General features: G+C 52.3%; 22 protein-coding genes. All 22 read left to right on the top strand.

The annotated features are described in order from the left end of the window. The first annotated feature begins 61 nt into the window (after window positions 1-61). The 22 genes from rpsJ to secY all read left to right on the top strand — a co-directional run bounded on the left by rpsJ (window position 62) and on the right by secY (window position 10,831). On the top strand, window positions 62-373 hold the full coding sequence (gene rpsJ, locus KJA79_RS10245) for a 30S ribosomal protein S10 (protein WP_013247885.1): 312 nt from the start codon (window positions 62-64) through the stop codon (window positions 371-373). Window positions 374-414: 41 nt separating this feature from the next. After that, on the top strand, window positions 415-1,035 hold the full coding sequence (gene rplC, locus KJA79_RS10240; protein ID WP_213041943.1) for a 50S ribosomal protein L3: 621 nt from the start codon (window positions 415-417) through the stop codon (window positions 1,033-1,035). Window positions 1,036-1,038: 3 nt separating this feature from the next. Beyond that, on the top strand, window positions 1,039-1,662 hold the full coding sequence (gene rplD / locus KJA79_RS10235; protein WP_213041942.1) for a 50S ribosomal protein L4: 624 nt from the start codon (window positions 1,039-1,041) through the stop codon (window positions 1,660-1,662). Beyond that, the gene (locus tag KJA79_RS10230) at window positions 1,659-1,952 is read left to right on the top strand and encodes a 50S ribosomal protein L23 (RefSeq protein WP_213041941.1); all 294 of its coding nucleotides are present in this window, start codon (window positions 1,659-1,661) and stop codon (window positions 1,950-1,952) included. Before rplD ends, KJA79_RS10230 begins: the two co-directional genes overlap by 4 nt. A gap of 26 nt (window positions 1,953-1,978) precedes the next feature. Continuing rightward, the gene (rplB, locus tag KJA79_RS10225) at window positions 1,979-2,806 is read left to right on the top strand and encodes a 50S ribosomal protein L2 (protein WP_213041940.1); all 828 of its coding nucleotides are present in this window, start codon (window positions 1,979-1,981) and stop codon (window positions 2,804-2,806) included. Between the two features lie 9 nt (window positions 2,807-2,815). Further along, a complete protein-coding gene (rpsS, locus tag KJA79_RS10220; RefSeq protein ID WP_213041939.1) occupies window positions 2,816-3,103 on the top strand; it encodes a 30S ribosomal protein S19 in 288 nt (95 codons plus the stop codon). Between the two features lie 49 nt (window positions 3,104-3,152). After that, window positions 3,153-3,506, top strand: a complete 354-nt coding sequence (gene rplV, locus KJA79_RS10215; RefSeq protein WP_213041938.1) for a 50S ribosomal protein L22 — start codon at window positions 3,153-3,155, stop codon at window positions 3,504-3,506. 32 nt (window positions 3,507-3,538) lie between these two features. Next, a complete protein-coding gene (gene rpsC / locus KJA79_RS10210; protein ID WP_213041937.1) occupies window positions 3,539-4,207 on the top strand; it encodes a 30S ribosomal protein S3 in 669 nt (222 codons plus the stop codon). Window positions 4,208-4,235: 28 nt separating this feature from the next. After that, window positions 4,236-4,652, top strand: a complete 417-nt coding sequence (gene rplP / locus KJA79_RS10205; RefSeq protein WP_213041936.1) for a 50S ribosomal protein L16 — start codon at window positions 4,236-4,238, stop codon at window positions 4,650-4,652. Window positions 4,653-4,680: 28 nt separating this feature from the next. After that, entirely contained in the window at window positions 4,681-4,902 is a 222-nt protein-coding gene (rpmC, locus tag KJA79_RS10200) for a 50S ribosomal protein L29 (RefSeq protein ID WP_213041949.1), read from the top strand. Window positions 4,903-4,916: 14 nt separating this feature from the next. Beyond that, window positions 4,917-5,186, top strand: a complete 270-nt coding sequence (gene rpsQ, locus KJA79_RS10195; RefSeq protein ID WP_213041935.1) for a 30S ribosomal protein S17 — start codon at window positions 4,917-4,919, stop codon at window positions 5,184-5,186. Between the two features lie 60 nt (window positions 5,187-5,246). Further along, a complete protein-coding gene (gene rplN, locus KJA79_RS10190; RefSeq protein WP_013247896.1) occupies window positions 5,247-5,615 on the top strand; it encodes a 50S ribosomal protein L14 in 369 nt (122 codons plus the stop codon). A gap of 26 nt (window positions 5,616-5,641) precedes the next feature. After that, on the top strand, window positions 5,642-5,968 hold the full coding sequence (rplX, locus tag KJA79_RS10185; protein ID WP_213041934.1) for a 50S ribosomal protein L24: 327 nt from the start codon (window positions 5,642-5,644) through the stop codon (window positions 5,966-5,968). A 19-nt stretch (window positions 5,969-5,987) separates the two neighbouring features. Beyond that, window positions 5,988-6,641 (top strand): 50S ribosomal protein L5, encoded by a 654-nt coding sequence (gene rplE, locus KJA79_RS10180; RefSeq protein ID WP_281412674.1) that lies wholly within the window; start codon window positions 5,988-5,990, stop codon window positions 6,639-6,641. Between the two features lie 53 nt (window positions 6,642-6,694). Next, window positions 6,695-6,880, top strand: coding sequence for a type Z 30S ribosomal protein S14 (locus tag KJA79_RS10175; protein ID WP_213041933.1), 186 nt, complete (start codon window positions 6,695-6,697; stop codon window positions 6,878-6,880). Window positions 6,881-6,928: 48 nt separating this feature from the next. Next, the gene (rpsH, locus tag KJA79_RS10170) at window positions 6,929-7,324 is read left to right on the top strand and encodes a 30S ribosomal protein S8 (RefSeq protein WP_213041932.1); all 396 of its coding nucleotides are present in this window, start codon (window positions 6,929-6,931) and stop codon (window positions 7,322-7,324) included. Between the two features lie 54 nt (window positions 7,325-7,378). After that, complete coding sequence (rplF, locus tag KJA79_RS10165) at window positions 7,379-7,915, top strand: 50S ribosomal protein L6 (protein WP_213041931.1); 537 nt, start codon at window positions 7,379-7,381, stop codon at window positions 7,913-7,915. Window positions 7,916-7,924: 9 nt separating this feature from the next. Next, window positions 7,925-8,290 carry a 50S ribosomal protein L18 gene (rplR, locus tag KJA79_RS10160; protein WP_213041930.1) on the top strand — a complete coding sequence of 122 codons (366 nt, stop codon included), beginning with the start codon at window positions 7,925-7,927 and terminating at the stop codon, window positions 8,288-8,290. Between the two features lie 76 nt (window positions 8,291-8,366). After that, window positions 8,367-8,870, top strand: coding sequence for a 30S ribosomal protein S5 (rpsE, locus tag KJA79_RS10155; RefSeq protein WP_213041929.1), 504 nt, complete (start codon window positions 8,367-8,369; stop codon window positions 8,868-8,870). After that, window positions 8,870-9,079, top strand: coding sequence for a 50S ribosomal protein L30 (gene rpmD, locus KJA79_RS22970; protein ID WP_213041928.1), 210 nt, complete (start codon window positions 8,870-8,872; stop codon window positions 9,077-9,079). The genes rpsE and rpmD overlap by 1 nt, the downstream gene beginning before the upstream one ends. Further along, window positions 9,076-9,525 (top strand): 50S ribosomal protein L15, encoded by a 450-nt coding sequence (gene rplO, locus KJA79_RS10145; RefSeq protein WP_213041927.1) that lies wholly within the window; start codon window positions 9,076-9,078, stop codon window positions 9,523-9,525. Before rpmD ends, rplO begins: the two co-directional genes overlap by 4 nt. Continuing rightward, the gene (gene secY, locus KJA79_RS10140) at window positions 9,518-10,831 is read left to right on the top strand and encodes a preprotein translocase subunit SecY (RefSeq protein WP_213041926.1); all 1,314 of its coding nucleotides are present in this window, start codon (window positions 9,518-9,520) and stop codon (window positions 10,829-10,831) included. The genes rplO and secY overlap by 8 nt, the downstream gene beginning before the upstream one ends. Window positions 10,832-10,840 lie beyond the last annotated feature (9 nt).

Here is a 10,840-nt window from a genome sequence, read left to right as displayed (position 1 = left end):
GTCACGGAAATTCTAGCGTAGTGATGTTCCGGCCGTCAGGTCGGCATGTGAGGAGTTGAGCGTGAAAGTCGATCAAAGAATTCGTATCAGGTTGCGCGGATTCGATTACCGCGTGCTTGATCAGTCTGTGGTGGAAATTGTGGAAACGGTCAGGCGTAGCGGAGCGAGGGTGGTGGGTCCGATTCCATTGCCGACTCGCATTGAGAAGTTTACTGTGCAGCGATCGACTCACGTGGACAAGAAGTCTCGGGAGCAGTTCGAGATCCGCACGCACAAGCGCCTTTTGGATATTATGGAGCCGACGCCAGAAACAATGGACTCTTTGATGAAGTTGAATTTGGCTGCTGGCGTGGATGTTGAGATTAAGCTCTGATGGCGTTGTTTTCGATCTTTTTGTGAGCTGACAGGAAAGCTATGACAAACGGATTATTGGGTAAGAAACTGGGGATGACCCAGATCTATGACGAAAGCGTCCTCGCGCCGGTGACGGTCATCGAGGCAGGGCCTTGCCGAGTAGTGTCGTTGAAGACTAGGGAGCGTGACGGCTATGAGGCGGTTCAGCTGTCCTTCGGTGAAGTGAAAGACAGTCGTTTGTCACGCGGCGAGCTTGGGCATTTGAAGAAGAATCAGGCTCCTGCGAGTCGTTGGCTGAGAGAGTTTCCCAAGATGGGTGATGTGGCCGTCGGGGAAACCATTAAGGTTGATATTTTTAAAAAGGGCGACTGGGTGGATGTTGTCGGAGTTTCGAAGGGCAAGGGCTTTCAGGGTGTTGTGCGGAGGCACAATTATGCTGGTGGTCCGGAGACTCATGGATCTATGTTTCATCGAGCTCCAGGATCGATTGGTGCGAGCTCGTATCCTTCTCGTGTTTGGAAGAATAAAGCATTGCCTGGTCATATGGGGGATGAGCGAGTGACTGTTCAGCGCCTAAAAGTAGTTGAAGCTCGTCCAGACGAAAACCTGTTGTTTGTCCGCGGAGCAGTGCCCGGTGGTGTAAATGGGCTCCTGGTTGTGCGGAAGTCTAAGAAGAGTTGATCTATGCCGATCGTTGATGTGGTAGACACGAAGAAGAAGAAAATAGGGACTGTGGATTTGCCGAACGAAGTGTTTGGCTGTAAGCCCCATGGTTCACTTGTTCACGAAGCAGTGGTCATGCAGCGTGCCTGCGGTCGTCAGGGAACTGCCTCGACCTTGCGACGCGGAGAAGTCAGCGGCTCGGGCAAGAAGCCTTGGAAGCAAAAGCATACGGGCCGCGCCCGCGCGGGATCGCTCCGCTCACCCGTTTGGCGGCATGGTGGCACGGTCTTTGGGCCAAAGCCAAGAAGCTATGCTGTCGGGATGCCCAAGAAAAAATATCGCGCAGCGATTCAGAGCGCCCTGTCGGCTAAGGTGTCAGAAGGTGGTGTCATTGTGGTCGCGGAATTGGTTATTGCTGAGGCTAAAACAAAGCTCTTGGCAGCTGCCTTGGCGCAACTCGAAATTGGTGGTCATGCATTGCTGGTGGTTGGGGATCAAAATTCCCACGTAGTTCAAGCTGGAAAGAATCTTTCGAATGTGACGGTCCTGCGTCCAGAGGATCTCAATGTCTATGACGTGCTGCGATGTCGCTCGCTCGTGATTCCTCAGGGGGAGTTGGATCGAGTGAAGGAGGTGTGGTCATGAAGGGCGACCTCCATCAAGTGCTGATTCAGCCATTATTAACCGAAAAGATTACCGCCCTTCGAGAGCAGAGCAACACAGTCGGGTTCTTGGTTCATCCAGGCGCCAATAAAATTCAGATAAGGCAGGCCGTCGAATCACTTTTGAAGGTGAAGGTTGCCAGGGTCAATGTTGTCAATATTCGTGGCAAGGTGAAGCGTCTGGGCCGATTCGTTGGTCGGCGTTCGGATTGGAAGAAAGCCTTTGTTACGTTGAGGGAAGGCGAGAAGTTAGAGCTTTTCGAAAGCGTTTAAACTGCTCGGTAAAGTGAGAATCAGCTATGCCACTTAAGGTTTACAAGCCTACATCGCCTGGGCGTCGCGGAATGACCGCTCTCCGGGACGAAGAGCTCACCAAGAAGAAGCCTGAAAAATCGTTAACCGGGTTTCATCTCAGAACCGGTGGGCGGAATAATGATGGCCGTCAAACGATTCGTTTCCGTGGCGGGGGGCATAAGCGCCTCTATCGGCAAATAGATTTTCGTCGGGACAAGTCTGGTATCCCGGCGAAAGTGGCCGCCATTGAGTACGATCCTAATCGTTCTTCGCGGATCGCGTTGTTGCACTATGTCGATGGTGAGAAGCGGTACATTCTGGCGCCTGTGGGTCTGTCGATAGGAGATACGATTCAGTCAGGCGACGGCGCAGAGGTGAGGCCTGGCAATGCTCTTCCCTTGGTCAGTATGCCGCTCGGTACTACCATTCACAATATCGAATTGAAGCCTGGCAAAGGCGGCCAGCTCATTCGCAGTGCAGGTGGTTCGGCGCAAGTGATGGGGCGGGATGGTGCGTATGTTCAGATTCGCCTGAAATCTGGAGAGATGCGCAAAATCTTGTCAACCTGTATGGCCACTGTTGGCCAGGTCGGCAATGTGGATCACGAAAATGTCATCGTTGGGAAGGCTGGTCGCTCGCGCTGGAAGGGAAAGCGGCCCCATGTGCGCGGGGTGGTCATGAACCCTGTCGACCACCCGCACGGTGGTGGTGAGGGGAAATCCGGGCAAGGAAACCCGCATCCTGTCTCTCCGTGGGGTACCCCCACCAAGGGGTATAAGACACGAAAGAACAAGGCGACTGATAAGTTCATCATTGCGCGCAGGAAGAAGTAGGAGCGGAAGATGCCTCGTTCAATTACTAAGGGCCCGTTCGTAGACGATCATCTGTTGAAAAAAGTTGAGCAGATGAATCAGTCCAAGGACCGTAAGCTGATCAAGACCTGGTCTCGGCGCTCAACGGTCATTCCGGACATGATCGGTCACACCTTCGCGGTCCACAATGGAAAGAAGTTTATTCCAGTGTTTGTCACGGAGAATATGGTTGGCCATAAGCTGGGGGAATTCGCGCCTACCCGCTTTTTCAAAGGACACGGGCAGGCGAAGACAGAGAAGGCAGTGGCGTTAAAGTAAGTAATAGTTGGCCCGATGAGGGTCGGCGGGTGTGGGTGGAGAGTCAGCTATGGCAGAAGCAAAAGCAAATTTACGATTCGTCCGAGTAACGCCGAGAAAAGCCCGGGTTGTGATCGACATGATTCGAGGGCAGCAAGTGCCCATGGCTCTGGCTATGTTGCGGCATACCCCTAAGCATGCCGCACGGGTAATTGAGAAATTGTTGCGATCCGCCGTCGCGAATGCCGAACAAAAAGAGTTGGGTGATAGCGATGACATGTGGGTGTCACAAGCCGTCGTCAATTGCGGCCCTATTTATAAGCGCTTTAGGGCAAGATCGATGGGACGTGCGAATTCGATTCAAAAACGCACCAGCCATATTACGATCGCTGTAGCCGCTCCGGGCACCGCTCAGAATAGCTAACGCTTTTACATTTAGACTGAGGGTTATTCTTCATGGGTCAGAAGACACATCCAATTGGTTACCGCATTGGCTACAACTATACCTGGAGTTCCCGGTGGTATGCCGATAAAGACTACGCCAAGTTGTTGCACCAGGACATCAAGATAAGAAAGATGGTGAAAGCAAAGCTTTACCATGCTGGCGTTGCTAAGGTCGAAATCGAGCGTTCCGGCGATCAGACTCGAGTGATCATTCACACCGCTCGACCCGGCATCATCATTGGCCGCAAGGGCGCGGAGGTCGATAAGCTTAAGGCGGCATTGGAGAAGGAATACGCCGGTCAGGCTTATATTACCGTCAAGGAGATAAAAAAGCCTGAGCTCGACGCCCAATTGGTTAGTGAGAATGTTGCCACTCAGTTAGAAAAGCGCGTTGCGTTTCGGCGGGCTATGAAACGAAGTGTGCAGTCTGCGCTAAGGCTCGGGGCGCAAGGTATCAAAATCATGGTTGCTGGGAGATTGGGTGGTGCCGAAATCGCTCGTACCGAATGGTATCGTGAGGGCCGTGTCCCGCTTCACACCCTTCGGGCCGAGGTCGATTACGGCTTCGCCGAGGCTCATACTACCATGGGGCAGATCGGGGTGAAGACCTGGATCTATAAGGGTGAAATGCTGCCCGCCCTTCAATTGAAGCCAGATGCCACCCTTGGCCGGCTAGGCTAAAGAACTTTGACAAGGAAAAGGTGGGTTTGTGTTAGCGCCAAAGAAAGTTAAGTTTCGGAAAATGCAGAAAGGCCGCATGCGGGGGAAAGCCTACCGGGGCGGGGCAATCACGCTGGGTGAGTTCGGGTTAAAAGCACTTGAGCCGGGGTGGGTCACGAGTCGCCAGATTGAAGCCGCTCGTATCGCCATCACGCGTTTTGTGAAGCGTGGCGGACAGGTGTGGACGAGGATTTTCCCGGACAAGCCTATTACAAAGAAGCCGGCCGAAACTCGTATGGGTAAGGGCAAGGGAAACCCTGAGTATTGGGTGGCTGTGGTGAAGCCGGGCCGCATCATGTATGAGATGAGCGGGGTGGCTCCGGATATTGCGAAGCAGGCCCTGCGGTTAGCTTCTTACAAGCTGCCGATTGCGACGAAATTCGTTATCCGCGGTGAATTTCAGTAACCTGTAGTTCCGTGTGAGTGGTGATGTGATGGATGTGAAAGATCTCAGTGCGCTCTCAATTGAAGAGTTGACACAGAAGGAAAAGCAGCTGCGACAAGAGCTCTTTAATTTTCGATTTCAGCTCGGCATTGGTCGACTTGAAAATCCTATGCAAGTTCGCGCAACCAAGCGTGACATCGCACGGGTGAAGACAGTCAAGCGCCAGTTGGAATTGCTGCAGGGACAGACCGGTCAAGCGGTCGAGAAGTAAGAGAGAAAGGTCGTATGAAGGAAAGTCAAGAGCATCGACGTCAATGGTACGGAAATGTCGTCAGTAACAAGATGAATAAAACCGTCGTTGTTGCCGTCGAGCGATCGGTCATTCATCCAGTGTATAAGAAGGTTCTCCGCCGGGTCACGAAGCTAAAGGCCCATGATGAGGGGAATTTGTGTAAAGTCGGGGACCGAGTTGAGTTGAGCGAAACGCGCCCAATCAGCAAGGACAAGCACTGGCGCGTTGTGCGCGTCATGGTCAAGGGCCAACCGGAAAAGTAACCGCGGATCACACTTCATCAGCCGAGGGATCGCACTCTTCGGCAGTGAGTAGGGCAGGGCATGATTCAGAATTACACATACATGGATGTGGCCGATAATTCCGGCGCGAAGCAAGTCATGTGTTTTCACGTTCTTGGTGGAACCCGGCGTCGGTATGGGTCGCTTGGGGATATCGTGGTAGTAGCTGTGAAGGAAGCAATTCCGCAGGCGGGTGTCAAGAAGGGCGATGTCAGTCGAGCCGTCATTGTGCGGACGACCAAAGAAGTGCGTCGGGATGATGGTTCGTACATCAAATTTGACCGTAACGCCTGTGTGTTGATTAATGCCCAAGGAGAGCCTGTAGGAACACGCATTTTCGGCCCAGTGGCTCGTGAACTTCGCTGGAAGAAGTTCATGAAAATTATTTCGCTTGCGCCGGAAGTCCTGTAGTCGACGGAAGAAAGGTTCTGGTAGGGATGGCACGAATCAAAACAAAAATTCGCAAGGGCGACACTGTAGTCGTGACAACCGGTCGCGAGCGAGGGAAGTCCGGCAAAGTGCTGTCGGTCGATACCGTGAACGGCAAGGTGCTCGTAGAGAAGCTCAACATGATCAAGCGTCACACGAAGCCTAACCAAAAGTTGCGGCAAGGTGGGATACTTGAGCGTGAAGCACCTCTGTCTATTTCCAATGTCATGTTTTTGTGTCCAGTAACGAAGAAACCTACTCGGTTGGGGATCAAGCGCCAAGAAGATGGGCGACGGATCAGGCTGAGTAAGAAGTCAAAAGAAACTGTCGAATAGTCGGAACAGGAAAACGTTCATGGCAAAAGTAGAGAAGGGTAAGGGCGGAAAGGGAGCTGCGCCCAAATCGTCCAGCAAGAAAGAAGTGACTTCGCCTGAAGTGTCCCGGGATGCGGGCACTGAACATCAGTTCTCTCCGAGGCTGAGGGATACCTATCGTGAGCAGGTGATTCCAGCTCTGATGAAAGAATTTGGCTATGGCAATCTGATGCAAGTGCCACGGCTCGACAGAATTGTCTTAAACGTCGGCATGGGCGAGGCGATCCAGAATGTGAAATTGCTGGAGAGTGCCGCTACCGAACTGGGGATTATCACAGGGCAAAAACCTATAACTACGAGAGCGAAGAAGGCGATCGCCGGCTTTAAACTACGTCAAGGGATGCCGATTGGAGCCAAGGTCACCCTTCGAAGCCGAAGGATGTGGGAGTTTCTGGATAGACTGATTACCCTCGCGCTTCCGCGCATTCGTGATTTTCGTGGGATTTCCCCTAAGGCCTTTGATGGTCGTGGCAACTACACTCTTGGATTGAAGGAACAGTTAATTTTTCCTGAGATTGAATATGATAGTGTCGCCTCCATTCATGGGATGGATATTACCATCGTCACGACCGCTCGGACGAATGATGAAGGGAAGGCGCTGTTAAAGCACCTTGGCATGCCGTTTCGTGCGTAGCCGTCATGAACAGCTTTTCCAAAATTCCGTAGGGCGCGATTAAGGGGGGTTGCGTGTCAAGATTAGCGCTAAAGAATAAGGCGGCAGTCAAAGCAAAGTTTTCGTGCCGCGATTATCACCGATGTGGTATTTGCGGGAGGGTGCGAGGTTTCTTGCGCCGGTTTCGCATGTGCCGTATTTGTTTTAGATTTTTGAGCCTCAAGGGAGAGATCCCTGGGGTACGTAAGTCGAGTTGGTAATCCCCGCAGAGGAGTAGGCTGTGGCCTGTAAGGGTAGAAGAGGAATTCATGATTACTGATCCCATTGCTGATTTGTTGGTGCGTCTCGGGAATGCCGCTCGCCGTCGCCAAGATGTCGTCAAGGTCCCGGTTTCCAAGGTGAAGCGGCAGATTCTCAATATTCTGGGGAGGGAAGGCTTTATCCTAGGCTACGATGAGCAAAAGGAAAAGGGTTTGCCGATCTTCTCAGTTCAGCTTCGGTATGTTGATGAAGCGCGCCCGATGATTACCGGAATGCGGAGAATCAGTAAGCCTGGTCGTCGCGTGTATGTGGGAAGAGACGATGTCCCAAAAGTCAGGAATGGGATAGGGGTGGCTGTTATCTCCACCTCCAAGGGTCTCATGACCGATACTGATTCCAGGCGAGCAGGGTTGGGTGGAGAGGTTCTTTGTTCTGTGTGGTAAGCAGGAACTTGACGCGGAGTACTAACTTGGTCGTTGAAACGTAACGGGGATCGTATGTCGAGGATTGGGCGGAAACCTATTTCAGTGCCAACCGGGGTAGATGTTAAAGTTGCCGGTCGTGTTGTGTCGGTCAAGGGGCCAATGGGAAAGCTTGACTGGCGATTAGCCGATGGCTTGAATGTTGCTGTGAACGAGGGGCATCTTGTCGTCAATCGATCGGGCGACGCGAGGGAACTTCGGGCCATGCATGGCTTGGTTCGCGCTGAGCTCAGCAATATCATTCAAGGCGTGACCAAGGGTTACGAAAAGGCGTTAGAAATCACAGGTGTTGGGTACAAGGCTCAGCTTCAGGGCCGAGAAATGAGTTTTAATGTCGGGTATATCAACCCCGTGACCTATACCGTCCCTCAGGGAATTGATGTCAAAGTCGACAAGCAGACACTGATTTCCATTCGCGGAATTGACAAGCGTCTGGTCGGGCAGGTCGCCGCAAATATTCGATCGATTAAACCCCCTGACGTGTACAAGCAGAAGGGCATTCGGTACGCCGGCGAAGTCTTGAGGAAAAAGGCCGGCAAAACCGGCAAATAGAGGCATTTCATGAATACCCAAGAGAAAAATAGAAAACTAGCCCGGCGGAAACAGCGAGTCCGAAAATCTGTGGTTGGGACGAGCGATCGTCCGCGTCTGAATGTATTCCGCAGCCGCGCTCATATTTATGCGCAAATCATTGATGACCTTCGTGGTCACACAGTCGCGGCAGCGTCGACCCTGGATGAATCATTGCGCCAATCAGTGAAGTCGACTGGAGGGATTGAGGGAGCGAAGGCCGTTGGAAAGCTGATCGCCGAACGCGCAAAAGCAGCCAAGGTCTCCACGGTTGTTTTTGACCGAGGGGGTCGATTATACCATGGACGCGTGAAGGCCTTGGCCGATGCCTCTCGTGAAGGAGGCCTTCAGTTTTAGGTGAACCTTATGTCTAGCAAGCTGCCGATCTCCATTCATTGGTAGCAAATGAGACGACCTAAAGGAGAATGACGTTGTGCGAGTGAATCCGGAAGATTTAAGCTTAAAAGACAAGGTGGTATTTATCAACCGCGTCGCAAAAGTTGTCAAGGGCGGTAAGCGCTTCAACTTTTGCGCACTGGTCGTAGTCGGCGATGGCCAAGGGTATGTCGGCGTTGGCAAAGGAAAGGCGGCCGAAGTTCCAGTTGCTATTTCAAAGGCGGTTGAGCAGGCCAAGAAACATTTGGTGAAGGTCCCAATCAAGGCCGGTACGATTCCCCATGAAGTGCACGGACTTTTTGGCGCTGAACACGTACTCTTGAAACCGGCTGCGGATGGGACCGGCATTATTGCCGGGGGTGCCGTTCGTGCCGTCGTCGAGCTTGCCGGAGCCCACAACATTATTGCGAAGACTCTTGGAAGGGGCAACCCCTTCAACGCCGTCAGAGCGACTCTTAACGGGCTGCAACAGCTGTGCGATCCGCAGGAAATTATGCGACTTCGGCGCACACTTGGCAGCGAAGCGCAGGTGCATGTCTAATGACTACTGAAAAGAAATCCCCAGGGGCTCAACAGAGCCTTCGTATCACCCTAAAGCGCAGTCCAATCGGAACGCCCTACAAACATCGCTTGGTCCTCAGAGGACTGGGGTTGAGGAAACTCAATGCCACCGTTCTCAGACCAGCAAGCGACCAAGTCAAAGGTATGATCGCCAAGGTAGGCTATTTACTGGAAGTGAGTCCCCAATGAAGTTGCATGATCTTGCTCCCTCCCGTGGGGCGAAGCACAAAAGAAAACGGATTGGACGCGGGCCTGGATCTGGCCATGGGAAAACCGCTACCAAGGGGCACAAGGGATTAAAAGCCAGGTCCGGCGGTGGGAAGCGCCCGGGATTTGAGGGCGGCCAGATGCCGTTGATCCGTCGTGTCCCTAAGTATGGCTTCACCAATCAATTTCGCACAGAATACACGATCATTAATTTAAAAAGTTTGGCTGGTCTCGAAACGACTGAAGCCATTACGCCCCAACTCTTGATGAATGAAGGCCTTGTTCGACGCAAAGGAGAGCTGATTAAGATCCTGGCCCAGGGTGAGCTCACAAAGCCACTTGTGATCCAGGCTCATAAATTCAGCAAATCAGCGGAGGCAAAGATTCAGGCAGCCGGGGGGAGGGCCGAGGTCATTCCCTGTGTTTGAGCGTTTGCTAGCCAGTTTCCAAAACATTTTCAAGATTCCTGAGCTCCGTACGCGCGTACTGTTCACGCTTGGTATGCTGATTGTCTACCGCGTCGGCGCTCATATTCCTACGCCTGGGATCAATGGCGAAGCCTTGTCTGATTTCCTTCAGAAGCAAGGTGGAGCGTTGCTTGGTTTCTTGGACATTTTTTCTGGAGGGTCCCTGTCGAGGTTGACGATCTTTGCCCTGGGCATTATGCCCTACATCAGTGCTTCGATCATTCTTCAACTACTCACTGTTGTCATCCCCCATTTATCAAAGTTGGCGAAAGAGGGAGAGCGCGGGCGAAAGAAAATTATTCAATATACCCGTTTTGGGACAATCGTCATTGCCTTGATTCAGGGGTTTGGCATAGCGGTAGGACTCGAGCAGATGAACCAAGGGGCTTTTGTCCTGAGCCCAGGTTGGGGGTTCCGTTTTATGACAGTCATCACCCTCTGCGCGGGAACGGGATTTTTGATGTGGTTGGGCGAGCAGATCACCGAACGGGGTATCGGGAACGGGATTTCCTTGATTATTTTTGCAGGCATTGTCGCAAGACTGCCTGCGGCCGTGGCCCAGACGTTTGATTTATACAAGGTTGGGCAGTTGAGCTTTCCGTTGTTGGTGGCCTTGACCGTCGTGATGTTCGGCGTTGTTGCGGCTATCGTGTTTTTGGAGAGTGGTCGCCGAAAAGTTCCGGTTCAATATGCCAAGCGTGTCATAGGACGAAGAGTATATGGTGGACAGAGCACGCACATCCCGCTCAAAATCAACACGGCTGGGGTGATTCCTCCTATCTTTGCATCCTCCATTATTGCCTTTCCCGCAACTATTGCCGGGTTTTTTGAAACCCCATGGATCAAGGCGATTGGGTCGCAACTTGCTCCCGGTTCCCTATTGTACACTCTGATGTACGTTGGTCTGATAGTGTTTTTCTGCTTCTTTTACACCGCCGTCGTGATGAATCCTGTTGATATGGCTGACAATCTCAAGAAGTATGGGGGATTCGTGCCGGGAATTAGGCCCGGCCAGCGAACGTCCGACTATATTTATTCGGTGCTCACGAAAATTACGTTTGCGGGGGCCATCTATTTAGCGATCGTGTGTGTCATTCCGGAATTCCTGATCTACAAATTGAATATGCCATTTTACTTCGGGGGCACCTCCCTCTTGATTGTGATCGGAGTGGGGTTGGATACCGCTCAGCAGATTGAATCCCATCTCTTGAACCGAAACTACGATGGGTTCCTCCAAAAGGGAAAACTCCGGGGTCGCACGACCTAAGGCCATTCG

This window comes from Nitrospira defluvii (assembly GCF_905220995.1).
GTDB lineage: Bacteria > Nitrospirota > Nitrospiria > Nitrospirales > Nitrospiraceae > Nitrospira_A > Nitrospira_A defluvii_C.
Note: the sequence above shows the minus strand (reverse complement) of the source record. Positions and strands in the feature narration are given on the sequence as shown.